20 protein-coding genes are annotated in these 23,717 nt (G+C 71.0%); 13 read left to right on the top strand and 7 right to left on the bottom strand.

Going from position 1 to position 23,717, the window contains the following annotated elements; all coding sequences use genetic code 11:
• The 3 genes from E6U81_RS37695 to eccE form a co-directional block, all read right to left on the bottom strand.
• A partial coding sequence (locus E6U81_RS37695) for an SCO5717 family growth-regulating ATPase (protein ID WP_276615842.1) occupies positions 1-545 on the bottom strand: 545 nt, incomplete at its 3' end.
• A gap of 141 nt (positions 546-686) precedes the next feature.
• The gene (locus E6U81_RS37690) at positions 687-1,385 is read right to left on the bottom strand and encodes a hypothetical protein (protein WP_136234501.1); all 699 of its coding nucleotides are present in this window, start codon (positions 1,383-1,385) and stop codon (positions 687-689) included.
• A complete protein-coding gene (gene eccE / locus E6U81_RS37685; RefSeq protein WP_136234500.1) occupies positions 1,382-2,656 on the bottom strand; it encodes a type VII secretion protein EccE in 1,275 nt (424 codons plus the stop codon). The genes E6U81_RS37690 and eccE overlap by 4 nt, the downstream gene beginning before the upstream one ends.
• A 258-nt stretch (positions 2,657-2,914) precedes the next feature.
• Here eccE and eccB point away from each other — a divergent pair, with 258 nt between their 5' ends.
• The 4 genes from eccB to E6U81_RS37665 all read left to right on the top strand — a co-directional run bounded on the left by eccB (position 2,915) and on the right by E6U81_RS37665 (position 6,678).
• Entirely contained in the window at positions 2,915-4,492 is a 1,578-nt protein-coding gene (gene eccB, locus E6U81_RS37680; protein WP_136234499.1) for a type VII secretion protein EccB, read from the top strand.
• An 11-nt stretch (positions 4,493-4,503) separates the two neighbouring features.
• Entirely contained in the window at positions 4,504-5,766 is a 1,263-nt protein-coding gene (gene mycP / locus E6U81_RS37675; protein WP_136234498.1) for a type VII secretion-associated serine protease mycosin, read from the top strand.
• A gap of 213 nt (positions 5,767-5,979) precedes the next feature.
• A complete protein-coding gene (locus tag E6U81_RS37670) occupies positions 5,980-6,327 on the top strand; it encodes a hypothetical protein (RefSeq protein ID WP_136234497.1) in 348 nt (115 codons plus the stop codon).
• Between the two features lie 45 nt (positions 6,328-6,372).
• Positions 6,373-6,678, top strand: coding sequence for a WXG100 family type VII secretion target (locus tag E6U81_RS37665; protein ID WP_136234496.1), 306 nt, complete (start codon positions 6,373-6,375; stop codon positions 6,676-6,678).
• A gap of 82 nt (positions 6,679-6,760) precedes the next feature.
• Here the strand turns inward: E6U81_RS37665 and E6U81_RS37660 are convergent, their stop codons facing one another.
• A complete protein-coding gene (locus E6U81_RS37660; RefSeq protein WP_136234495.1) occupies positions 6,761-7,006 on the bottom strand; it encodes a DUF397 domain-containing protein in 246 nt (81 codons plus the stop codon).
• Between the two features lie 111 nt (positions 7,007-7,117).
• Positions 7,118-11,074 carry a type VII secretion protein EccCa gene (eccCa, locus tag E6U81_RS37655; RefSeq protein ID WP_136234494.1) on the bottom strand — a complete coding sequence of 1,319 codons (3,957 nt, stop codon included), beginning with the start codon at positions 11,072-11,074 and terminating at the stop codon, positions 7,118-7,120.
• 196 nt (positions 11,075-11,270) lie between these two features.
• Here eccCa and eccD point away from each other — a divergent pair, with 196 nt between their 5' ends.
• The 6 genes from eccD to E6U81_RS37625 all read left to right on the top strand — a co-directional run bounded on the left by eccD (position 11,271) and on the right by E6U81_RS37625 (position 18,409).
• On the top strand, positions 11,271-12,788 hold the full coding sequence (eccD, locus tag E6U81_RS37650; protein ID WP_136234493.1) for a type VII secretion integral membrane protein EccD: 1,518 nt from the start codon (positions 11,271-11,273) through the stop codon (positions 12,786-12,788).
• A 181-nt stretch (positions 12,789-12,969) separates the two neighbouring features.
• The gene (gene rpsO / locus E6U81_RS37645) at positions 12,970-13,257 is read left to right on the top strand and encodes a 30S ribosomal protein S15 (RefSeq protein ID WP_030011220.1); all 288 of its coding nucleotides are present in this window, start codon (positions 12,970-12,972) and stop codon (positions 13,255-13,257) included.
• A 306-nt stretch (positions 13,258-13,563) separates the two neighbouring features.
• The gene (locus E6U81_RS37640) at positions 13,564-15,786 is read left to right on the top strand and encodes a polyribonucleotide nucleotidyltransferase (RefSeq protein ID WP_136234502.1); all 2,223 of its coding nucleotides are present in this window, start codon (positions 13,564-13,566) and stop codon (positions 15,784-15,786) included.
• On the top strand, positions 15,783-17,162 hold the full coding sequence (locus E6U81_RS37635) for a pitrilysin family protein (protein ID WP_136234492.1): 1,380 nt from the start codon (positions 15,783-15,785) through the stop codon (positions 17,160-17,162). Before E6U81_RS37640 ends, E6U81_RS37635 begins: the two co-directional genes overlap by 4 nt.
• A gap of 26 nt (positions 17,163-17,188) precedes the next feature.
• Positions 17,189-17,941 carry a 4-hydroxy-tetrahydrodipicolinate reductase gene (gene dapB, locus E6U81_RS37630; RefSeq protein WP_136234491.1) on the top strand — a complete coding sequence of 251 codons (753 nt, stop codon included), beginning with the start codon at positions 17,189-17,191 and terminating at the stop codon, positions 17,939-17,941.
• Between the two features lie 15 nt (positions 17,942-17,956).
• Entirely contained in the window at positions 17,957-18,409 is a 453-nt protein-coding gene (locus E6U81_RS37625) for a hypothetical protein (protein ID WP_136234490.1), read from the top strand.
• Positions 18,410-18,461: 52 nt separating this feature from the next.
• On the opposite strand, the gene E6U81_RS37620 is transcribed toward E6U81_RS37625, so the two are convergent.
• Entirely contained in the window at positions 18,462-19,025 is a 564-nt protein-coding gene (locus E6U81_RS37620) for a PH domain-containing protein (RefSeq protein WP_136234489.1), read from the bottom strand.
• Positions 19,026-19,073: 48 nt separating this feature from the next.
• Positions 19,074-19,313 (bottom strand): hypothetical protein, encoded by a 240-nt coding sequence (locus E6U81_RS37615; RefSeq protein ID WP_030844337.1) that lies wholly within the window; start codon positions 19,311-19,313, stop codon positions 19,074-19,076.
• A gap of 213 nt (positions 19,314-19,526) precedes the next feature.
• Here E6U81_RS37615 and thyX point away from each other — a divergent pair, with 213 nt between their 5' ends.
• From thyX to E6U81_RS37600, 3 genes are all read left to right on the top strand, one after another.
• A complete protein-coding gene (gene thyX / locus E6U81_RS37610) occupies positions 19,527-20,267 on the top strand; it encodes an FAD-dependent thymidylate synthase (protein ID WP_136234488.1) in 741 nt (246 codons plus the stop codon).
• 200 nt (positions 20,268-20,467) lie between these two features.
• Positions 20,468-21,367, top strand: a complete 900-nt coding sequence (gene dapA / locus E6U81_RS37605; RefSeq protein WP_136234487.1) for a 4-hydroxy-tetrahydrodipicolinate synthase — start codon at positions 20,468-20,470, stop codon at positions 21,365-21,367.
• 124 nt (positions 21,368-21,491) lie between these two features.
• Complete coding sequence (locus E6U81_RS37600; protein WP_136234486.1) at positions 21,492-23,177, top strand: ribonuclease J; 1,686 nt, start codon at positions 21,492-21,494, stop codon at positions 23,175-23,177.
• The last annotated feature ends 540 nt before the right edge of the window (positions 23,178-23,717 follow it).

Here is a 23,717-nt window from a genome sequence, read left to right as displayed (position 1 = left end):
GCCTGCACCGGTGCCGGGACCTCGGGCGCCGGAGGAGCGGTCTCGGCCGGAGCCGGAGCCGCGTACGGCAGCGCGGGGGCCTGGAACGGTGCCGGAGGCTCGGGCGCCGCCGGGACGGGCTCGACCGGAGCCGCGTACGGCAGCTCAGGCGCCGCGATCGGCTCGGGGGCCGCGTACGGCGGCTCGGCAGCCGGAGCCGCAGCCGCAGCCGGGGCGGGTGCCGCAGGGGTCGCCGCCTCGGCCGGGCCCGCGAACGGCGCCGGCGGGGGCGTGGCCGTGCCGTCGGACGGGGTCCGCGGCGCCGGCGGAGCGATCCGCATGGTCGAGGGCGACTCCAGGTCCGACGGGCGGTGCGGCTCGAAGCCGCTCCCCTCGGGGAGCCCCGGTACCTGCGCGCCCGCAGCCGGCGGCGCACTCTGCGTGTACCAGGCCGGCGGTGTGTAGTCGATGGTGAACTCGCCCGTCATCTCGGGCTCCGCGTCGGACTGATCGTCCGTCGGGACGTCCCACGTCCCGCCGCGCCTCTCGTTCCGATCGCCGCTCACTGGTCCTCCTGGTATGTCGAACACTGCTCCGGCGCCCACCCACGCCGCGCCGGCGTCCAGCCTAATCGGGGCTCGTCGCCCCTGTCCGCCGCGCCCCGCTCCACGGGGAGGGCGGGCGGCCCGCCCGGGGCATGCGCCCCGTCAGTCGATGCGGCGTGCCGGGCCCAGCAGGCCGGTCTCCGCCTCGGTCCCCTGGGTCATCACGAACTGCCGGTCCCGCGGGGTGCACCACAGGGTCACCCCGTCGCCCAAGGTCGGCAGGGAGGCCACGGCCTGGCGCGGCAGCCGCATCAGGCGGCCGATCTGCTCCGCCTCGTCCGGGGACACCCGCTGCACGCCCGCCAGCGACGCCTGCTGGAGCAACCGCGGCGCCGTCGGGCTCAGATACGGCAGCAGGGTCAGCACCGACTGCCACGGCCCGGCCACCACGCGACCGCGCGGCGGTCGCATTCCGCAGTCGCGGATGACCAGCACCGGGCTGCCCGCGGACGCGCCCTGCGGCGGAACCCGCCCCACCTCGTGCAGGGTCACACACTGCTGCCCGCCGCCGGCGGCCCGGGCCAGCCCGGACCACACCTGCCCGCGGCCGGTCTCCACCGCGACGCGCGCACCCGTGGCCGCCGCGCGCAGCGCCAGCACCTGCGCCGTCCACAGCCCGCCGATCAGCGTCACCTCGTACGGCGTCGGCCGGTTGATGCCGAGCACCGCCGACCGCCCCTCGGCGTCCACCCCGATGACGACCCCGTCGTCCCCGACGGGCACCGCCAGCGCGTCCAGGTCCGCCGCGGGCACCACGTGCCGCTCCCGCCGCGGGCCGACCAGCCCGAAACCGCCCCTCATCGCGCGCCTCCCAGCGGCAGCGACGCCAGCAGCCCCGGCACCTGTTCGCGGTCGAGCCGGACCAGCCCGGTCTTCACGCCCCGCGCCGTCCTCTCCAACTCCCGCCGTGCCGCAATCAGTTCCTCGTCGCTGCGCCCTGTCACCCGTACGTGTCCGGTCAGGGTCACGCCCCGCCGCTCCGCCGGGGCCATCGTCAGGCTGAAGTTCGTGGCGAGCGCCGGCAGGGAGGTCAGCAGCGCCACGAACTGCGGCAGCGCCGCCGACCCGGCGCCGCCCAGCCGGGGCCAGCGGCCTATCCAGTACGTCGTGTGCCGGCGGTCGTCGCAGCGCCAGACGCGCGAGGTCTCCTCGGTACGCCGCCCCGTACTGGCCGACCGGCCGGCCTGGGTGATCGCCATCGGGTTCGCGCACGAGGAGGTGGCCAGCGCAGCCGTCAGCTCCTGCTCGGTCAGCACGGTGGCCTTGAACCCGGCCCCGGCCAGCCGGCTCGCCAGCTGGTCCGCGGCCCGCACCACGCACCGCTGCGCGCCCGCGAGGCCGCCGCCGCGGGCGGTGACCGCCTCGGGGCACAGCTCCGGGTCGAGCTTGAGCGCGATCCACGTCAGCCGCACCGCGGGCGTGCCCGTACGGGCCTGCAGCGGCGCGTAGTTGAGCGTGGCCATCGATTGGGCCGGCAGGTGCGGGGCCGGAGCCGGCTGCGTGTGCTGCACCAGCTGCGCGGACTCCAGCCGGATACCGTCCACTTCGAGGATGTCCCGTACGACGCCGAGCGGCAGCGGACGCGCGGCCCGTTCGGGCCGCAGCGCGGTGACGTCGGTGTCCACCTGGACCACCGCGGTCAGGAAGGTCCCGTCGCCGACCATCCCGACCGGACGCCGGTCGCGGTCGCTGAACGTCAGGGTGCGCAGGGCCGGATCGGCCTCGACCAGCGGTGCCAGCCCCGGCTCCGTGCCCGCGGGCACGGTGAAGGACGCGGCCCCGCGGCGGCGCGCACGCAGCGCGAGCACACTGCCGATCCACTCCGGCAGGGAACGCTGGTGGCGGCGGACGACCGCGAGCACCACCAGGACCAGCGCGAACGCCCCGACGGGGACCAGGAGCAGGGGCTCGACCACCCACGCCACGAGCAGTTGGGCCGCCGCGACCTGGAGCAGTACGAGTTGTTGCAGTCGGAACGGACCGAAGCGGCCGGGGCTCGACCTGGGGTGCGGCGTCACGCCGTCGCGTGCGGGTGCGGGCGCGCCGGTCTGCGGCTCCGTCGCCGTGGCCATCACTCGCGCACTTCCCCTCTCACGGGCCGTACCTCATGAGTTCCGGCGCTGCGCGACAGCCGTCGCGGGGCCCCGGAACCTCCCCAATCCACCCCAACAAGCCCTGATTGCCCCGGTGTGGAAGGCCCTGAGCGGGTGCCTCACCCTACCCGGACCCTGCATACCGTCCGTCAAGAGGCATAGTAGGTGCCCGGTCCGACTATCGAGGCCCGGGGACCGTACCCACCGGCCGGGCCGTGCGGGGAGAAACAGGCGGTCATGGCATCACGACGTGATGAGCTCAACGCGTACACCTTTGCGAAGCGACGGACGGTTGCCGCGTTCCTCCAGCCCTCCGCCACCGGGACCGAGGAGGGGGCGCCCCGGCCCCTGCGCGCGGTCCTGCCGGGAGTGATCGTCGGAGCCCTCGTGCTCGCCGGGTTCGGCGCCTGGGGCATGTTCAAGCCGACCGCTCCCAAAGGCTGGGACGAGCCCGGAACGCGGGTCATCGTCGGCAAGGACTCGACGACCCGCTACGTGGTCCTGACGACGAAGGTGGGCGGCAAGGACCGGACGCGCCTGCACCCGGTGCTGAACCTCGCCTCCGCCCGACTCCTGCTGGACCCGCAGAAGTTCAAGGTGGTGCAGGTCGAGGACAAGGTCCTGGACGCGGGCAGGCCGCCGCGCGGCCCCATCATCGGCATCCCGTACGCCCCGGACCGGCTCCCCGCCAAGGCGGAGGCCGGCAAGGCCAAGCGCTGGGCGGTCTGCCAGCAGCCCGGAGGCAACAGCCGCGGCGTGCAGACCGCCACCTTCGTCCTCGCGGACCGCGAGGCGTCCGTGACGGACGACGCCCGCAGGCTCACCGACACCCAGTCGCTGTACGTGGAGAGCACCGGTCCGGGCAAGGAGCGGTACCTGGTCGACGCGACCGGCACGAAGTACAAGTTCCCCGAGGGCACCCCGGCAGCCGTGACGATGACCAACGCACTGGTCGGCACCGGAGCCACCCCGCAGCAGGTCAGTCCGCAGTGGCTCGCCACCCTCAACTCCGGCGACGACCTGGCCTTCCCGCCCATCCCCGGCAAGGCCGGGGCCGGCGCCGACGTCAAGGGCCTGGCCACGGCCGACAACAAGGTCGGCATGGTGCTCCAGGCCCAGACCGGCTCCGGCACGCAGCACTACGTGGTCCTCCCCGGCAAGGTCGCACCGGTCTCCGACTTCATCGCCTGGCTGCTGATCTCGGCGCCGGCGACCGACGGCCTCGACATGCACGGCAAGGCCCGCGAGGTCGACCTGCAGTCGCTCGACCCGGACGCCACCCCCTTCGCCGGCGACGTCAAGTGGCCGCAGAGGAAGACCGAGCGGATCAACCGGACGACGCCGCCCGCCGGCACCCGGGCGAGCGACTCCGGCAACCGCGACACCGTCTGCAACGTCCTGCGCTCGGTCGACGGCCAGGGCAACCAGACGCTGAGCACCTGGGCCGGCACCGGCTACCCCGTCGACATCACCGCCAGCGGAACGAGCGCGTACGTCACGCCCGGCTCGGGCCTGCTCTACACCCAGGTGCAGGGCAAGCAGACCACGGCGGGCGGCTCCCTCTTCCTGGTCACCGACACCGGCCTGCGGTACGCCGTCCAGGCCAACGGCGACAGCGACAGCGAGCAGTCGAAGATCGGCGCCCCCGACCAGTCCAAGGCGGGCGGGGACGGCCGCCCCGAAGCCAGCCAGGCGCAGGTCAGGCTCGGCTACGGAGGCGTCACGCCGGCCATGGTGCCCATCGCGTGGTCGGAGTTCCTCTCCAAGGGGCCCCGACTGGACACCAACTCCGCCCGCCAGCCCCAGGGTTCGTGAGGAAGCCGCCGATGCCCCAGAACCGCAGGCCCCGGCAGGCGCTGCTCACCACCGCCTTCGCCCTCACCCTGGCCGCCGTCGGCGCGGCGGGAACGACGGGGGCCGCCTCCGCCGCCGCCGCGCCGCACCCTCCGTACCCGCTGCGCCTCGACGGGGCGGGGGAGTGCACCTTCCCCATGAAGCAGCAGATCGAGGACCGCCCCTGGGCGCTCCAGCGGCTCCTCCTCGACGAGCTCTGGGCGCAGACCAAGGGCAAGGACAAGAGTGGCGCGAGCGTCCGGGTGGCCGTCATCGACACCGGTGTGGACCGGGCGAACCCGCAGCTCAGCGGCGCCCTGGAGGTCGGTGCGGGGAAGGACTTCGTCGATCCCGCGGGCGGCGACGGCACGACCGACACCGTCGGCCACGGAACCAAGGTCGCCGGGCTGATCGCGGCGCGCCCCCAGGCGGGAACGGGTTTCGTCGGCCTGGCCCCGGAGGCCACGATCATCCCCATCCGGCAGAACGACGGGCAGGGCAAGGGCAACGCCCTCTCCCTGAGCCGGGCCATCGACCACGCGGTCGCCAAGGGCGCCCGGGTCATCAACATCTCCCAGGACACCGACGTCCAGCTGTCCGCGGACTCCGAACTCGCCAAGTCCGTCCAGAAGGCCGTCGCCGCCGACATCGTGGTCGTGGCCTCGGCGGGCAACGACGGCATGAGCGGCCAGAAGCGCAAGACCTATCCGGCGGCCTTCCCCGGCGTCCTCGCCGTGGCCGCCTCGGACCGCAACAACGAGCGCGCCGCCTTCTCCCAGCCCGGCGACTTCATCGGGGTCGCCGCTCCCGGAGTGGACATGGTCTCCACCGTCCCGGGCTTCGGCCAGTGCATCGACAACGGCACCAGCTTCTCCGCGCCCTACGTGGCTGGCGTCGCCGCACTGCTGCGCGCCGAGCACGGGGACTGGTCCGCCCAGCAGATCGTCTGGCAGATCCAGAACACGGCCGAGCGGGCCGTCAACGGACGTGACGACTACGTCGGTTGGGGGGTCATCGACCCCGTCCGGGCCCTCGGCCAGGACCAGCAGGCCCCGAAGGCCCCGGTCCCGGACCCGGGCCCGCCCCCGGCGACGGCGCCGCAGGCCGCACCCCTCCGGCTCACGGAGACCGCCCAGGAACGACAGGAGCGCTACGGCACGTACGCTCTCGGAGCCGGCGCCGTACTGATCGCGGTCATCGCGGGCACGGCGACGGTCGTCCGGGACGCGCGCAGCCGCCGACGCCGTTTGCAGTGAACAGTCACAGTTCGTCCACGGCAGCGGCCCACCTGTGTTGGGGCCGGTCCCTGAACTGACTAGAGTGACAGCAGGCTTCACGAGTGTGATCGGGGGATCGCGTGAAGCGGAGGGGGACGTTCCGGAGCGCGTGACTGACATCCGCGCCGGACGCATCCGCCCCGCTGCGCAATCCGCCGGTTCTGCCGGCGAATTGAGAAGTGAGGAGCTTCGATGAGCACGAACACCTTCGGACTTGCGGACGATCCGGTAGTCCAGGCGAAGAACAAGATCCAGGAGACGGGAACCGCCGTCTCCAAGCAGGCCCGCGAGCTGGCCGACATCATCGCCACCGTGAGCGCCGGCTGGACCGGTGTGGGCGCCTCGGGCTTCATCACCGCCCAGACGACCCTCAACGACAGCCACGACGAGATCCGCCGGCTCCTCGGCGTCCTGCACAACGCCGTGGCACAGACCAAGAACCTCAGCAACGCGCAGGACGAGGAGGTGCGGGCCGCGTTCAAGAACGCCGTCCAGCCGACGTCCGGCACCGGCCAGCGTTCGGGTCTCGACGGCATCTGATCGACGCCCCCTCATCCATTCGGCCGCAGCGAGAAGGAGAAGAACATGACGGCGAACGACGGGACCCGGGTCCGGTACGAGACCGTTCAGCAGATGGCGGACCGCATCCGGGTCGTCTCCGGGAACATCCTCAAGGACCTGGCCGAGATGGAGCAGGCCGTGAAGGTCGTCACGGACACCTGGGACGGTGAGGCGCACCAGGAGTACCTCACCCTCCAGAAGAAGTACAAGGCCAAGGCCGACACCATGCACGCGGAGCTCGAGAAGGTCGCCAAGCTCATCGAGCGGGGCAAGGACGACTACCGGGCCACCGACAAGCGGGCCTCGACCCTCTTCACCGAGGCCTACTGAGACCTGCCGGACCCCCGGTCCCGACACGCCGAAGGGGCGCTCCCCGTACCGGGAGCGCCCCTTCGGCGTGTCCTGCGGCCGCTCAGGGCTGTTGGCGGTCCAGGTCGAACTCGCCGTCCCTGGCGCCGAGTACGAAGGCCTCCCACTCGGCGGCCGTGTAGCGCAGCACCGTCTCCCGGTCCAGCGAGGAGCGCATCGCCACCGCCCCGTCGGGAAGCCGCGCGATCTCCACCCGCTCCTCGTCCGGACTGGTTCCCGGCGGCCCTTCCCACTCCACACCACTGATGTCGAGCGCGTACAGCTCGTCCTTCTCCTGCTGGGTGCCCATGGGCGGCCTTTCCCTCGGTGGCGCGGTCTTCCCCGCCGATTATCGGGGAGACACCGCCGGCCGGGACGGTTTTCCCGCTGATCCGGCCGGTGCCCGGCACCCCCGCGGAGCTCACATGCCGCCCGGCATCCGGCCGAGCTGGACCAGCGACGTGCCCCGCCGGCGCGAGGCGAAGTAGCCCCGGCCCGGCGGCATCGGACGCGGCCGGACGGTGCCGACCAGATCACCCTCCGCCGGATCGCCGGACAGGACGACGCCCTGCGCGCCCAGCTCCTTGATCCGCTGCATGAACGACTCGTACATCGAGCGGGAGGCACCCGCGGAGCTCCGCGCGATGATGAAACGGACGCCGGTGTCGCGGGCGAACGGCAGGTACTCCACCAGCGGCGCCAGCGGATTGCCCTGACTCGTGGCCACCAGGTCGAAGTCGTCGATGATGATGAACACGTCCGGGCCCGTCCACCAGCTGCGGTCGCGCAGCTGCTGCGGAGTGACGTCCGCCGGAGGCTGCCGCCGGGAGAACACCCCGCCCAGCGCCTCCATGTGCATCTGGAGCGAACTCGCCATCGGCGCGTACTCCAGCAGGTGCTCCTCCGGCAGTGCCCCGAGCAGGGTCCGCCGGTAGTCGCCCACCACCAGACGCGCCTGGTCCGGCGTGTACCGCTCCGCGATCTGCTTCGCGATGAGCCGCAGCAGGTTCGTCTTGCCCGACTCGCTCTCGCCGAAGACCAGCAGGAAGGGGTCGGCCTCGAAGTCGACGAACACCGGCTCCAGATCGGTCTCGTCGATGCCGATCGCGATCCCGCGCTCGGGGAACTCCCCGCCCTTGGGCAGCTGGTCGGAATGGAGCAGCCGCGGCAGCAGCCGCACGCCCGGCGCCGCCGGCCCCGCCCAGTTCTGCCGGACCGCCTCCACGAAGGCCGCCGTGGCCTCCGACAGGTCACCGGCCTCGTGCGAGCCGTCGACCCGTGGGAGCGCGCCCAGGAAGTGCAGCTTCTCCGCCACCTGGCCGCGGCCCGGCATCCCCGTGGGGACGTTCGCCGCGACCTTCCGGTCGAATTCCGAGTCCATGGTGTCGCCGAGCCGCAGCTCCAGCCTGCTGAGCATCTGGTCCTTCAGCGCCGCCCGGACCTCCATGTACCGGCCCGCGGTGATCACCACGTGGATCCCGTAGCCCAGACCGCGCGCGGCGATGTCCGTGACGACCTGCTCCAGGACCTCGTACTCGCCGCGGAAGTTGCCCCAGCCGTCGACGATCAGGAACACGTCGCCCCACGGCTCGTGCGGCAGATCGCCCGCCGCGCGCCGGCGCCGGTAGGTGGCGATCGAGTCGATGCCGTTCGAGCGGAAGAACTCCTCGCGGCGGTTGAGGATGCCCCCCACCTCCGCGACCGTGCGCCGCACCCGCTCCGGGTCCAGACGCGAGGCGATGCCGCCCACGTGCGGCAGGTCGGAGACCGCCGACAGGCTGCCACCGCCGAAGTCCAGCCCGTAGAACTGCACCTCGCGCGGGGTGTGCGTCAGCGCGAAGGAGGAGATCAGCGTCCGCATCAGCGTCGACTTGCCCGACTGGGGACCGCCGACCACCATCATGTGGCCCGCCGCGCCGGAGAAGTCCCGGTACAGCACCTCGCGCCGCTGCTCGAACGGCTTGTCGATCAGGCCGAGCGGCACGACCAGCCCGCCGGGCCGCGTGTAGCCCTCCGCATGCAGCCCGCGCTCCGCGCTCGGCGCCAGCGCCGGCAGCAGCTGGTCCAGCGGCGGAGCCTGGTCGAGCGGCGGCAGCCACACCTGGTGCGCCGGCACCCCCTGCCCCTCCAGCCGGCTCACGATCACGTCCAGCACGGTGTCCGCGAGCGCGTCGTCCTCACGCGCCGACTGCGCCGTCAGGTACGCCGGGTCCGGGGCCGCGTACACCACCGGCACCGGCGCCGCCGTGAACAGCGCGGGCCGCCGCTCCACCGGGAACTGCCCCACCGAGATGTCCGGCCCGCCCGAGCGGTAGGCGCCCGACACGTACGCCGCCTTGAAGCGCACCATCTCGTCCGTACCGAACTTCAGATAGCCCGAACCGGGCACCGACGGCAGGTGGTAGGCGTCCGGCACGCCGATCGCCGTCCGCGACTCCGCCGCCGAGAAGGTCCGCAGACCGATCCGGTACGACAGGTACGTGTCCAGGCCGCGCAGCTTGCCCTCCTCCAGGCGTTGCGACGCCAGCAGCAGGTGCACGCCCAGCGAACGGCCGATGCGGCCGATCTGGATGAACATGTCGATGAAGTCGGGCTTCGCCGTCAGCAGCTCGCTGAACTCGTCGATGACCAGCACCAGCGAAGCCAGCGGCTCCAGCGGGGCACCGGCCGCACGGGCCTTCTCGTAGTCGTGGATGTTCGCGTAGTTGCCCGCCGAACGCAGCAGCTCCTGACGGCGCTGCAGCTCACCGCGGATCGAGTCGCCCATGCGGTCCACGAGCGTCAGGTCGTCCGCCAGGTTCGTGATGACCGCCGCGACGTGCGGCATCCGGCCCATGCCCGTGAAGGTCGCACCGCCCTTGAAGTCGGCGAGCACGAAGTTCAGCGTCTCCGAGGTGTGCGTGACCGCCAGACCCAGCACCAGCGTGCGCAGCAGCTCCGACTTGCCCGAACCGGTCGCACCCACGCACAGGCCGTGCGGGCCCATCCCCTCCTGCGCGGCCTCCTTCAGGTCCAGCATGACCGGGCCGCCGTCCTCGCCGACGCCGATCGGCACGCGCAGCCGCTCACCGGCGGACCGCGGCCGCCAGGTCCGCGCCACGTCCACCGCGCCCGCGTCGCCCAGATTCAGCAGGTCCGTGAAGTCCAGGTTCGCCAGCAGCGGCTCGTCGTCGTCCCCGCCACCCGTGCGCAACGGCGCCAGCTGCCGAGCGAGGGCCTCCGCCGCGGGCAGCGACAGGGTGTCCGGGACCCCCTCGTACGCGAGACCGCCGCCCGATTCCAGCCGCAGCCGGCCCGGACGCACCACGACCGACAGCCCGCCGCGCGGCTCGTCCAGCTCACCCGCCACCACCTCGACGATGGTGACGCCCTGCAGGCCCTCCGCCGCCGCGAACACCGAGTCCGGGGGCACCATGCCACCGTCCAGCACGACCACCAGGTGCGGCTGGTCCAGCACGGGGGACACGTCGCGGCTGAACCGCGGCCGCCCCTCCAGCCGGGACGCCAGCATCCCCTCCAGCTCGGCGAGGTCGTCACCGAACAGCCGCTTCGTACCGGCCCCGTCGACCTGCCCGGGGAGCTGCGCGTGCGGCAGCCACTTCGTCCAGTCCCACGACGGCACCGCACCGGGCGCGGCCACCACGGCCACCATCAGGTCCTCCGGGGAGTGCAGCGTCGCGAGCTGCGCCACCAGCGCCCGCGCCGCGCCGCGCGCCGACTCCGGCTCCCCGGACACCGCCACGTGGTAGAAGGCGCGCAGCGACACCGCCATCGGCAGCCCGTCCAGCGAGGAGTGCACCTTCAGGAAACGCTGCATCGCACCCGCCGTCAGCGGCTCCAGCTCGTCCACCGGCGCCGTCTCGGGAGCCACCAGCGGCGTCGCCAGACGCTGCGCACCCAGCCCCAGCCGGGCCTGGCCGAAGTCCGGATCGCCGACCCGCCGCTCCCACAGCCGCGAACCGTCCGCCACCACCGACCACAACTGCTCCGGAGACGGGTGCAGATACAGCTGCGCGTCGCGCTGCGCCCGCGCGGTCCGCCGTACCTGACGGCGCGTCTGGGCGAGGTACTTGAGGTAGTCCCGGCGCACATCGGCCATTTGCCCCTGCGTACCGCGCCGGTGGCGCACCAGCTGCGCCACGACCATGGCCACCGTCGACGCCAGCATCAGCACACCCATGATGCGCATGAAAGGGGCCGCGCCCGGCATGAAGAAGAAGACGACGGACGAGCCCATGCCGAGCATCGGCAGGAGCTGCATCAGCATGCCCTCCTGCTGCCCGCGCGGAAGTTCGGGAGGAGCCTCCAACCTCAGCTCCTCCGAAGGAACCTCGGGCGGAAGGGACCGCGGCGGGCGTTTGACGACGATCTGGCTCACCGCGGCATCCATCCCTCGAAAACGGACGGGACGTCGCAACCGGCGCCCCCAAGTCCCGGGCGCGCAAGGAGTATCCCCAGCGCGACGGTGATCCTACTTGCCGACTGTCTCTCACAGGCCCGGTAGGGTGTCGCGCGCAGCATGCGCATCCGCGAATCGAGCACGGGCGCGGACACCGACCGAGGGGGTCACGCAAGTGAGTACGGCCGGCACGACGGGTTTCTGCAGGGTCACCGTCGTGGCTCCCGACAGCCGCATCGACGTCGCCCTCCCCGAGGACATCGCCGTCGCGGACGTCTACCCCGAACTGCTGCGCCTCACCGGCCAGACCCAGCCCGTCGGCGCCCCCACCGGCTTCCACCTCGTACGCCGCTCCGGGACCGTCCTCGACGGCGCCCGCACCCTCGCCGCCCAGCGGGTCCTCGACGGTGAGGTGCTCAGCCTGCGCCCCTTCGCCGAGTCCCTGCCGCCGGCCGTCTTCGACGACGTCTCCGACGCCGTCGCCTCCGCCGTCGTCCGCGACCGGCACCGCTGGAGCGACGACATGCTGCGCGGCGCGGGCCTCGCCGGCTCCGCCGTGCTGCTCGTCATGCTGGGCTTCGTCCTCTGGTACGCCGACCCCGTCCGCCACGACATGCACGGCCTGCCCGGGATCATCGCGGGCGCCGTCGGGATCCTGCTCACCGCCGTGGCCGGGGTGCGCGCCCGCGTCTACCGGGACCGCCTCTCCGCCGTCGCCCTGGGCCTCGGAGCCCTCCCGCACCTGCTGATCGCCGGATCCGGGATCATCGGCCCCGCCGTCGGCGACGGCCCCGGCCGGCTCCAGTTCCTCCTCGGCTGCGTCTGCGCCCTCGTCGCCTCCGTCGCCCTGGTCGCACTCACCCCCAGCGGCGACGCCCCCTTCGTCGCGGCCACCTTCGTCGCCGCCACCGGCACCCTCGCCACCTTCGCCGCGATCGCCACCGAGGCCTCCGCGACCTACACCGCCGCCGTCTGCGCGACCGTTGCGATCGGCCTCGTCGCCTTCCTGCCCGGCCTCTCCGCACGCTTCGCCCGGCTGCCCATCGGCTACGCGGCCCCGCAGAGCGCGGCCGACGAGTACGTCGACCACGCGGTGACCCCGGACCGGTACGAGACCGAGCCGTACGGTGACCAGTCCGGCGCGGACCAGAACGAGCAGGGCGCCCCCCTCGACGCCGAGGCCATCGCCGCCCAGGCCCGCCGCGGCCACGAGATGCTGCTCGGCCTGGTGGGCGGCTGCGCCGCGGTCGCCGTCGGCGCCGCCGCGGTCCTCGGCTTCTCCGACAGCACCTGGGGCCGCCTCCTGGCCCTGGCCACCGGGCTCGCCATGCTGCTGCGCGCCCGCCTCTTCCGCTACACCTCACAGGTGGTGTGCGCCCTGACCGCCGGCCTCGCCGCCGTCGCGCTGCTGATCCTGGGCCTGTCCCTGCACCCGCCGCAGGCCCTGCTCGAAGCCCTCGCCGTGGAGCAGGACCGCAGCGGCCTGGACCTCCGTACGATCTGGCTCACCGCCGCCGTCGCCGCCGGCGCGGCCCTCCTCGCGGGAATTGCGCTTGTCATCCCCCGCAAGGGCCTGTCACCCTTCTGGGGAAGGCTGCTCGACCTCACCGAGGCGGCGGTCCTGCTCAGCCTGGTGCCCCTGACCCTGGCCGTGCTCGACGTCTACGCCCGGGCCCGCGCTCTCACCAGCTGAGACGGGGCGGAGCGGCAGCCTGGTACGCTGTGTGACGGCCGTTTGTGTACGCGTCCCCCGGATCCCTTCGAAGGGTCTGTGGACTGCGCTCAGCGGACCCCGCCTCCCGAGTAACGGAAGCTCCCCAGAGACTCAGACCTGGGGCACTCGGTGGCAACGAAGACCTAAACGAGGAGTACGCGTGCCGCTCGACGCCGCTACGAAGAAGCAGATCATCACCGAGTTCGGTGCCAAGGAGGGCGACACCGGCTCCCCCGAGGTCCAGGTTGCGATGCTCTCCCGCCGCATCTCGGACCTGACCGAGCACCTCAAGACCCACAAGCACGACCACCACTCCCGTCGTGGTCTGCTGATCCTGGTCGGCCAGCGTCGCCGCCTGCTGCAGTACCTGGCCAAGAAGGACATCCAGCGCTTCCGTACGCTGGTCGAGCGCCTCGGCATCCGCCGCGGTGCGGCCGGCGCCAAGTAAGACGCCGTGAAGGGAGCGGTTCCCACATCCGGGGGCCGCTCCCTTTGCTGTACGTGCGGTACGGACCGGTCCCTTTGTAGTCTGGAACGGACGCACGTGTACGTCCGACGACGAGACGTGCACAACTGAAGAGGAGGAGCGCCCTCCCACGCCGCCGGTCCTCGGTAGTGGCACCCGGAATGCCCCCGAGGGCAACGAACCGGATGCTTCGATCGAAGACCGGCCCGCACGCCAGGAGCGCTTCTCCGCAACCGTCCACCGCCACACGGGCGGCGGACGGAGACGACGAAAATGGAGAAAACGCTAGTGGAGAACGAGACCCACTACGCCGAGGCCGTCATTGACAACGGTTCCTTCGGCACCCGCACCATCCGCTTCGAGACGGGCCGTCTGGCCCGCCAGGCCGCCGGCTCCGCCGTTGCCTACCTGGACGACGACACGATGGTGCTGTCCGCCACCACCGCGTCGAAGAAGCCCAAGGACCAGCTCGACTTCTTCCCCCTGACGGTGGACGTCGAGGAGCGGCAGTACGCGGCCGGCAAGATCCCCGGCTCCTTCTTCCGCCGTGAGGGCCGGCCCTCCGAGGACGCGATCCTCACCTGCCGCCTGATCGACCGCCCGCTGCGCCCGTCCTTCAAGAAGGGCCTGCGCAACGAGATCCAGGTCGTCGCCACCATCATGGCGCTCAACCCGGACCACCTGTACGACGTCATCGCGATCAACGCCGCGTCCGCGTCCACCCAGCTCGCCGGCCTGCCCTTCTCCGGTCCGATCGGCGGCGTCCGCGTCGCGCTGATCCGCGGCCAGTGGGTGGCGTTCCCGACGCACACCGAGCTCGAGGACGCCGTCTTCGACATGGTCGTCGCGGGTCGCGTCCTGGAGGACGGCGACGTCGCGATCATGATGGTCGAGGCCGAGGCCACCGAGAAGACCATCGCCCTCGTCAAGGGCGGCGCCGAGGCGCCGACCGAGGAGATCGTCGCCGCCGGTCTGGACGCCGCGAAGCCGTTCATCAAGGTCCTCTGCAAGGCCCAGGCGGACCTGGCGGCCAAGGCCGCCAAGCCCGAGGGCGAGTTCCCGGTCTTCCTGGACTACCAGGACGACGTGTACGAGGCCCTCGCGGCCGCCGTCAAGGGCGAGCTCTCCCAGGCGCTGACCATCGCGGGCAAGCAGGACCGCGAGGCCGAGCTGGACCGCGTCAAGGAGCTCGCCGCCGACAAGCTCCTCCCGGCCTTCGAAGGCCGCGAGAAGGAGATCTCGGCCGCGTACCGCAGCCTGACCAAGGCCCTGGTGCGCGAGCGCGTCATCAAGGACAAGGTCCGCATCGACGGCCGCGGGATCACGGACATCCGTACCCTCGCCGCCGAGGTCGAGGCCATCCCGCGCGTGCACGGCTCGGCGCTGTTCGAGCGTGGCGAGACCCAGATCCTGGGCGTCACCACCCTCAACATGCTCCGCATGGAGCAGCAGCTGGACACCCTCTCCCCGGTGACCCGCAAGCGCTACATGCACAACTACAACTTCCCGCCGTACTCCGTCGGCGAGACCGGCCGCGTCGGTTCGCCGAAGCGCCGCGAGATCGGCCACGGCGCGCTCGCCGAGCGCGCGATCGTGCCGGTCCTCCCGACCCGCGAGGAGTTCCCCTACGCGATCCGCCAGGTGTCCGAGGCCCTCGGCTCCAACGGTTCGACGTCCATGGGCTCGGTCTGCGCCTCCACCATGTCGCTGCTGAACGCCGGTGTGCCCCTCAAGGCCCCCGTCGCCGGTATCGCCATGGGCCTGATCTCCCAGGAGATCGACGGCAAGACGCACTACGTCGCCCTCACCGACATCCTCGGTGCGGAGGACGCCTTCGGCGACATGGACTTCAAGGTCGCCGGCACCAAGGAGTTCGTCACCGCGCTCCAGCTGGACACCAAGCTCGACGGCATCCCGGCCTCCGTCCTGGCCGCGGCCCTCAAGCAGGCCCGCGACGCCCGCCTCCACATCCTCGACGTGATGATGGAAGCGATCGACACGCCGGACGCCATGTCCCCGTTCGCCCCGCGGATCATCACCGTCAAGATCCCCGTGGACAAGATCGGTGAGGTCATCGGCCCCAAGGGCAAGATGATCAACCAGATCCAGGAGGACACCGGCGCCGAGATCACGATCGAGGACGACGGCACCATCTACATCGGTGCCGCCGACGGCCCGGCCGCCGAGGCCGCCCGCGCCACGATCAACTCGATCGCCAACCCGACCATGCCGGAGGTCGGCGAGCGCTACCTGGGTACGGTCGTCAAGACCACCACCTTCGGTGCCTTCGTCTCCCTGATGCCCGGCAAGGACGGCCTGCTGCACATCTCGCAGATCCGCAAGCTCGCCGGTGGCAAGCGCGTGGAGAACGTCGAGGACGTGCTCGCGGTCGGCACCAAGGTCCAGGTCGAGATCGCCGAGATCGACCAGCGCGGCAAGCTCTCCCTGATCCCCGTGATCGAGGGCGAGGCCGCCGCCGACGAGGCTGACAAGGACGACTCCGACAAGTGACGTCGCGTAGTTCCCGTGTGACGGCCCGCCCCTCCTCGGAGGGGCGGGCCGTCGCCCGTACCCAAACCCTGCTCAAGGGCAGCAACGGCATCGGCACCGTCCGCCGCACCGTCCTGCCCGGCGGACTGCGCGTCGTCACCGAGACGCTGCCCTCCGTCCGCTCCGCCACCTTCGGCATCTGGGCGCACGTCGGATCCCGCGACGAGACGCCCGCGCTGAACGGCGCCACGCACTACCTGGAGCACCTCCTCTTCAAGGGCACGCAACAACGCAGCGCCCTCGACATCTCCTCCGCGATCGACGCGGTCGGCGGCGAGATGAACGCCTTCACGGCGAAGGAGTACACCTGCTACTACGCACGGGTGCTCGACACCGACCTGCCGCTCGCCATCGACGTGGTCTGCGACATGCTCACCGGTTCGCTGATCCGCGAGGAGGACGTCGACGCCGAGCGCGGGGTCATCCTCGAAGAGATCGCGATGACCGAGGACGACCCGGGCGACATGGTCCACGACCTGTTCGCCCGGACCATGTACGGGGACACCCCGCTGGGCCGCCCCGTCCTCGGCACGGTCGACACGATCAACGCCCTCGGCGCCGACCGGATCCGCCGCTTCTACAAGAAGCACTACGACCCGACCCACCTGGTCGTGGCCGCCGCGGGCAACGTCGACCACAACAAGGTCGTACGACAGGTCCGCGCCGCCTTCGAGAAGGCCGGCGCCCTCGGCCGCACCGACGCCGAGCCGATCGGCCCGCGCACCGGCACCCGGCGCATCCGCACCTCCGGCCGCGTCGACCTGGTGAGCCGCAAGACCGAGCAGGCCCACGTGGTCCTCGGCATGCCCGGCCTCGCCCGGACCGACGAGCGCCGCTGGGCGCTCGGCGTGCTGAACACCGCCCTCGGCGGCGGCATGTCCTCCCGCCTCTTCCAGGAGGTCCGGGAGAAGCGCGGACTCGCCTACAGCGTGTACTCCTACACCTCGGGCTTCGCCGACACCGGCCTCTTCGGCGTGTACGCGGGCTGCCGGCCCAACCAGGTGCACGACGTGCTGCGGATCTGCCGGGACGAGCTCGACAAGGTCGCGACGGAAGGCCTCGCGGACGACGAGATCAGGCGGGCCGTCGGACAGCTCTCCGGATCCACCGTCCTCGGCCTGGAGGACACCGGCGCGCTCATGAACCGCATCGGCAAGAGCGAGCTGTGCTGGGGCGATCAGATGTCGGTCGACGACATGCTCGCCCAGATCGCCGCGGTGACCCCGGACGACGTCCGCTCGGTCGCACAGGATGTACTGGCCCAGCGTCCCTCGCTGGCGGTGGTAGGCCCGCTGAAGGAGAAGCAGGCCGCCCGCCTCGACGAGGTCGTCGCCTAGTTCCGTACGTAGGTAAGGAAGTGACTATGAGCAAGCTGCGCGTGGCAGTCCTCGGCGCCCAGGGCCGCATCGGCTCCGAGGCGGTCAGGGCCGTCGAGGCCGCGGAGGACATGGAGCTGGTCGCGGCGCTCGGCCGGGGCGACAAGCTGGAGACGCTGGCCGAGGCCGGCGCCCAGGTCGCGGTCGAGCTGACCACCCCCGCCTCGGTGATGGAGAACCTCGAGTTCCTCGTCCGCCACGGCATCCACGGCGTGGTCGGCACCACCGGCTGGACCGAGGACCGCCTCGCCCAGCTGGACGCGTGGCTCGCCGCTTCCCCGAAGACCGGTGTGCTCATCGCACCGAACTTCTCCATCGGCGCCGTCCTCACCATGAAGTTCGCCGCCCAGGCCGCCCGCTACTTCGAGTCCGTCGAGGTCGTCGAGCTGCACCACCCCAACAAGGTCGACGCCCCCTCCGGCACCGCGACCCGTACCGCGCAGCTCATCGCGGCCGCCCGCGCCGAGGCCGGCCTCGGCGCGCAGCCCGACGCCACCGCCACCGCGCTCGACGGCGCGCGCGGCGCCGACGTCGACGGCGTCCCGGTCCACGCCATCCGCCTGCGCGGCCTGCTCGCGCACCAGGAGGTCCTCCTCGGCGGCGAGGGCGAAACCCTGACCATCCGTCATGACTCCCTGCACCACAGCAGCTTCATGCCGGGCATCCTGCTCGGCGCGCGCCGCGTGACGCAGACCCCGGGCCTCACGTTCGGCCTGGAAAACTTCCTCGACCTGGGCTGACCGGACTGATTCACGATGCGCGCGAAGATCACGTACTTCATCACGGCCGCCGTCCTGGTCGTCTACTTCGTCCTGGTCGGCAGCCGGGGCCTGCTGCTGATCCAGCAGGGCACCCTGCTCACCGTCACCTTCGGGGTGGCCGTGCTGATCCTGCCGCTCATCGGCATCTGGTTCCTCTGGAAGAACACGCAGTTCGTCACGAGGGCCAACCAGCTCGCGAGTGAGCTGGAGGCCGAGGGCGGACTGCCCGTGGACGAGCTGGAGCGCGACAGTTACGGCCGGATCCTGCGGGACTCGGCCGACGAGGTCTTCGCACGCCGCAAGGCCGAGACCGAGGACGCACCGGGGGACTGGCGCAGCTGGTTCCGGCTCGCCGTCGCCTACCACGACGCCCGGGACACCCCGCGGGCCCGCAAGGCCATGCAGCGGGCGATCGCCCTGCACGACAAGAAGCCCGTACAGGTCTGACACCTGTACGGGCCCCTCGTGGCGCGTCCCGTCGTACCCCGGGACCCGGGTGTCAGGCGGGGACGGGCCGGTACTCCTCGGCCCAGGCCTCGACCGTGTCCGCGGCCCGGTCGAAGGCCTCGGCCCGCGACAGGAAATCGGCGCTGTGGTCGGTCAGCAGCACCGGCTGCTCCTCGGCGCCCCGGGCGGCCACCGTCAGCGCCTGCCCCTGCACGGTCCTCGGCAGTCCGAGCCAGCGCACCGGCTGCTGCACGGTGCGGATCTCGGTGACCTCGTTCCACGCGATCGTCCGGGTCATGAAGAAGCCGACCCTGCGCAGACCCGTAGGGCTGACCCACACGCCGACCCGCAGCATCTGCAGCGCCGACGCGAGGACGGCGAGCGCGGCGAACAGGCAGGCGCCCGCCCCGGCCCAGCCCCCGCCGGCGAAGGCGACGATCATGGTGGCCAGGAGCATGAAGGCGGACAGCAGGAGCAGCGTCGCGGAGATGGCCACGCGCCAGGGGCCGGGCCGGTAGGGCCGCCGCCAGCGGTCGTGGTCGGCGTGGGCCAGGACCTCGTCGACGTCGTCATCCGCATCGGATACGCCGTCGGCCGTCAGGAAGGGCAGGGGCACGGCTGGACCTCACTCACATGCACGTTCGGTTGGGCTGTGCCCGTGAGGCTACCGCCCCTCGGACGCGGTCGACTGCTGCGACTTCTCCGGGGCCTTGTTCGGCTGCAGCGCCGGTATGCCGAAGAGCAGCGAGCCGGCGAGCCCTGCGACCACGGTCAGCCCGACCAGACTACGGGCGGCCAACTGGGCCCTGCCCAGCCGCTCGCGCGGCGGTGGAGTGACATTGCTGCGGAATCGGTCGGCCTCGGCGACGAAGGCGAACGGAACGGGTTCGCGCCGGCGAAACATGAGAGCGAATCTCCTCGGGCTCGATGCGGGTGCGTTCTGCTCTGTAGGACGTACGGGTCGCCCAATCGGTGCCGGATTTCGGGACATTAACCAAAATTCATGGCTGTGCGTCAGCTGTGCGGATGCCCCGGCGGCGGGTGAGCATGCGCGGGGGCCCGCGCGGGGCGCCGTAGAGTGGGCGCGCCCCAGGACGCACGTTTGGAAGGACCCCCGGTGAGCGAGACCGCCGCTTCAGATCTGAAACCCAGCTTCCGCAGCGACGTGACGGTGGAGCTGGTGAAGCACTCCGCCGCCGACTCCGACGTGCTGTGGGCGGCCCGGGTCTCCACGGCCGGCGAGCAGTCCCTGGAGGAGCTCCAGAAGGACCCGGAGCGCTCCAAGGGCCTCATCAACTACCTCATGCGGGACCGCCACGGCAGCCCCTTCGAGCACAACTCGATGACCTTCTTCATCAGTGCCCCGATCTTCGTCTTCCGGGAGTTCATGCGTCACCGCGTGGGCTGGTCCTACAACGAGGAGTCGGGCCGCTACAGGGAGCTCGAGCCGGTCTTCTACGTCCCGGACGCCGAGCGCAAGCTCGTCCAGGAGGGCCGCCCCGGCAAATACGTCTTCGTCGAGGGCACCCAGGCGCAGCAGGAGCTGACCGCCCGCGTCATGGAGGACTCCTACGTACAGGCGTACGAGGCCTACCAGGAGATGCTGGCCGCGGGCGTGGCCCGGGAGGTGGCCCGTTCGGTCCTGCCGGTCGGCCTTTTCTCCTCGATGTACGCCACCTGCAACGCGCGCTCGCTGATGCACTTCCTGGGCCTGCGCACGCAGCACGAGCTCGCGGCCGTCCCGTCCTTCCCGCAGCGGGAGATCGAGATGGTCGGCGAGAAGATGGAGCAGCACTGGGCCACGCTCATGCCGCTGACGTACGCGGCCTACAACAGCAACGGGCGCGTTGCCCCGTAAGGGCCGATACACCCATGGCGTACAGATGTACGGAGTCAAGTCCTAAGTGTCCGTATTGCGACGTTTCGTAAACTTCATCTAGGCTGATCAAACGGACCCGGCACTGCTTGAACCCCCGAGCAGGCAGTGCCGGCGTCCAACACCCTGTTGACGTCCCCCGAGGGGACACCGCGAGCATGGCAGCGAGTAGCGTGTTACCCATGGCTCCGATCTCGACTCCGCAGACCCCCTTCGGGCGGGTCCTCACCGCCATGATCACGCCGTTTACGGCGGATGGCGCACTCGACCTCGACGGCGCGCAGCAGCTCGCCGTCCACTTGGTGGACGCAGGCAACGACGGCCTGATCATCAACGGCACCACCGGTGAGTCGCCCACCACCACCGACGCGGAGAAAAACGACCTCGTACGAGCCGTCCTCGAAGCCGTCGGAGACCGCGCCCACGTGGTCGCCGGCATCGGTACCAACGACACCCGCCACACCCTGGAGCTGGCCCGCCAGGCCGAGCGCACCGGCGCCCACGGCCTGCTCGCGGTCACCCCGTACTACAGCAAGCCGCCGCAGGAGGGCCTCTTCCGGCACTTCACGGCGATCGCCGACGCGACCGAGCTGCCGGTCATGCTCTACGACATCCCCGGCCGCAGCGGTGTCCCGATCGAGACCGAAACGCTGGTCCGGCTGGCGGAGCACCCCCGTATCGTTGCCAACAAGGACGCCAAGGGCGACCTCGGCCGTGCCAGCTGGGCGATCGCCCGCAGTGGTCTGGCCTGGTACTCCGGCGACGACATGCTGAACCTGCCGCTCCTGTCGGTCGGCGCCGTCGGTTTCGTCTCCGTCGTCGGCCACGTGGTCACGCCCGACCTGCGCGCGATGCTGGAGGCCCACCTCGCCGGCGACGTCCAGAAGGCCGCCGAGATCCACCAGAAGCTGCTGCCCGTCTACACCGGCATGTTCCGCACACAGGGTGTGATGACCACCAAGGGTGCGCTGAACCTCCAGGGCCTGCCCGCCGGCCCGCTGCGGCTCCCGCTGATCGAACTGACCGACGAAGAGACGGCTCAGCTCAAGATCGATCTTGCCGCGGGCGGGGTACAGCTCTGACAACAGACTTCACAACTGAACAAGCACCACCGAACAAATACACAGCAGACAACAGCAAGTGCACGAATGACATGCGCGCCACGTGCCTTCCGGGTACGTGGCGCGCGTGGTGAAGGAGACACTTTTGAGCCATCCGCATCCGGAACTCGGTCCGCCGCCGAAGCTGCCCAAGGGCGGCCTCAGGGTCACCCCCCTGGGTGGCCTCGGTGAGATCGGCCGCAACATGACCGTCTTCGAGTACGACGGCCGCCTGCTGATCGTCGACTGCGGCGTCCTCTTCCCCGAGGAGGAGCAGCCGGGCATCGATCTGATCCTGCCGGACTTCTCGTCCATCCGGGACCGCCTCGACGACATCGAGGGCATCGTCCTCACGCACGGCCACGAGGACCACATCGGCGCCGTTCCGTACCTCCTGCGGGAGAAGCCGGACATCCCGCTGATCGGCTCCAAGCTGACGCTGGCCCTCATCGAGGCCAAGCTGCAGGAGCACCGCATCCGCCCCTACACCCTTGAGGTGAAGGAGGGGGAGCGCGAGGGCCTCGGCCCGTTCGACTGCGAGTTCATCGCGGTCAACCACTCCATCCCGGACGCGCTGGCCGTCGCGATCCGCACCGGCGCCGGCCTGGTCGTAGCCACCGGCGACTTCAAGATGGACCAGCTCCCGCTGGACAAGCGCCTCACGGACCTGCACGCCTTCGCGCGCCTCAGCGAGGAGGGCATCGACCTCCTGCTGTCCGACTCGACGAACGCCGAGGTCCCGGGCTTCGTCCCGCCGGAGCGCGAGATCTCCACGGTCCTGCGCAACGTCTTCGCGAACGCCCACCACCGGATCATCGTGGCCAGCTTCGCCAGCCACGTGCACCGCATCCAGCAGATCCTGGACGCCGCCCACGAGTACGGCCGCCGGGTCGCCTTCGTCGGCCGCTCGATGGTCCGCAACATGGGCATCGCCCGTGACCTGGGCTACCTCCGCGTCCCCGCCGGTCTCGTCGTGGACGTCAAGACGCTCGACGACCTGCCTCCCGAGGAGGTCGTGCTGGTCTGCACCGGTTCGCAGGGCGAGCCGATGGCGGCGCTGTCCCGCATGGCGAACCGCGACCACCAGATCCGGATCGTCCCCGGTGACACCGTCATCCTGGCGTCGTCCCTGATCCCGGGCAACGAGAACGCGGTCTACCGCGTGATCAACGGCCTGACCCGCTGGGGCGCCAACGTCGTGCACAAGGGCAACGCCAAGGTGCACGTCTCGGGCCACGCCTCGGCCGGCGAGCTGCTGTACTTCTACAACATCTGCAAGCCGCGGAACCTGATGCCGGTGCACGGCGAATGGCGCCACCTGCGCGCCAATGCCGAGCTCGGTGCCATGACGGGCGTCCCCAAGGACCGGATCGTCATCGCCGAGGACGGCGTCGTCGTCGACCTGATCGACGGCAAGGCCCGGATCTCCGGAAAGGTGCAGGCCGGCTACGTGTACGTGGACGGCCTCTCGGTCGGCGACGTCACCGAGTCCTCGCTCAAGGACCGCCGGATCCTCGGCGACGAGGGCATCATCTCGGTCTACGTCGTGGTGGACAGCACCACCGGCAAGGTGGTCAGCGGCCCGAACATCCAGGCCCGCGGCTCCGGCATCGACGACGGGGCCTTCGGCCCTGTCATCGCGAAGATCGAGGAAGCCATCGCCCGCGCCGCGGCCGACGGCGTCGCCGAGCCGCACCAGATCCAGCAGCTCATCCGCCGCACGATGGGCAAGTGGGTCTCGGACAGCTACCGCCGGCGCCCGATGATCCTCCCGGTCGTCGTCGAGGTCTGATCCAGGCCCTCGCCGTAGCGCCGTCACCGGAGCGGGGCAACCGGATTTGCATCCGGGGGCCCCGCTCCAGTACGTTTGCGTCTCCACCCCGCAAGACACCCCGGCACACACGTGTGTCCGGGCCGAGTCGTGCGGGCGGGTGGGAAATCAGACCCGGGGAGACCTGATAAAGTCTGATCCGCCCGAAAGGGAAAGGCCCTCCAACGGCCACCGAATTCAAATCCGAACCGGTAACGGCAAGGAAATGGTCTGGTAAGGTTGGAACCGCCGGAAAGGGAAACGCGAAGGCGAAAACCTGGAAAGCGCCGAGGAAGTCGGACACGAAAGAGTCTGATAGAGTCGGAAACGCAAGACAGCAGAACGAAAGCCCGGAGGAAAGCCCGAGAGGGTGAGTACAAAGGAAGCGTCCGTTTCTTGAGAACTCAACAGCGTGCCAAAAATCAACGCCAGAAGTTGATACCCCGTCCACTTCGGTGGATGAGGTTCCTTTGAAAAAGACCTGTCGGGCCTTCGGGCACTGGCAGGCAACCAAACACAGCG

Origin of the sequence: Streptomyces sp. A0592 (genome assembly GCF_004795115.1) — a bacterium.
In the GTDB taxonomy this organism is placed as follows: Bacteria; Actinomycetota; Actinomycetes; order Streptomycetales; family Streptomycetaceae; genus Streptomyces; species Streptomyces erythrochromogenes.
This window is presented reverse-complemented; position numbering and strand designations above follow the sequence as displayed.

Coding starts and splice junctions, on each gene's coding strand:
- E6U81_RS37670 (WP_136234497.1), top strand. CDS start 5,980: ATGAGCACGAACACCTTCGGACTTGCGGACGATCCGGTAGTCCAGGCG.
- E6U81_RS37625 (WP_136234490.1), top strand. CDS start 17,957: ATGCGCGCGAAGATCACGTACTTCATCACGGCCGCCGTCCTGGTCGTC.
- eccB (WP_136234499.1), top strand. CDS start 2,915: ATGGCATCACGACGTGATGAGCTCAACGCGTACACCTTTGCGAAGCGA.
- E6U81_RS37665 (WP_136234496.1), top strand. CDS start 6,373: ATGACGGCGAACGACGGGACCCGGGTCCGGTACGAGACCGTTCAGCAG.
- eccE (WP_136234500.1), bottom strand. CDS start 2,656: ATGGCCACGGCGACGGAGCCGCAGACCGGCGCGCCCGCACCCGCACGC.
- dapA (WP_136234487.1), top strand. CDS start 20,468: ATGGCTCCGATCTCGACTCCGCAGACCCCCTTCGGGCGGGTCCTCACC.
- E6U81_RS37660 (WP_136234495.1), bottom strand. CDS start 7,006: ATGGGCACCCAGCAGGAGAAGGACGAGCTGTACGCGCTCGACATCAGT.
- dapB (WP_136234491.1), top strand. CDS start 17,189: ATGAGCAAGCTGCGCGTGGCAGTCCTCGGCGCCCAGGGCCGCATCGGC.
- E6U81_RS37615 (WP_030844337.1), bottom strand. CDS start 19,313: ATGTTTCGCCGGCGCGAACCCGTTCCGTTCGCCTTCGTCGCCGAGGCC.
- E6U81_RS37690 (WP_136234501.1), bottom strand. CDS start 1,385: ATGAGGGGCGGTTTCGGGCTGGTCGGCCCGCGGCGGGAGCGGCACGTG.
- mycP (WP_136234498.1), top strand. CDS start 4,504: ATGCCCCAGAACCGCAGGCCCCGGCAGGCGCTGCTCACCACCGCCTTC.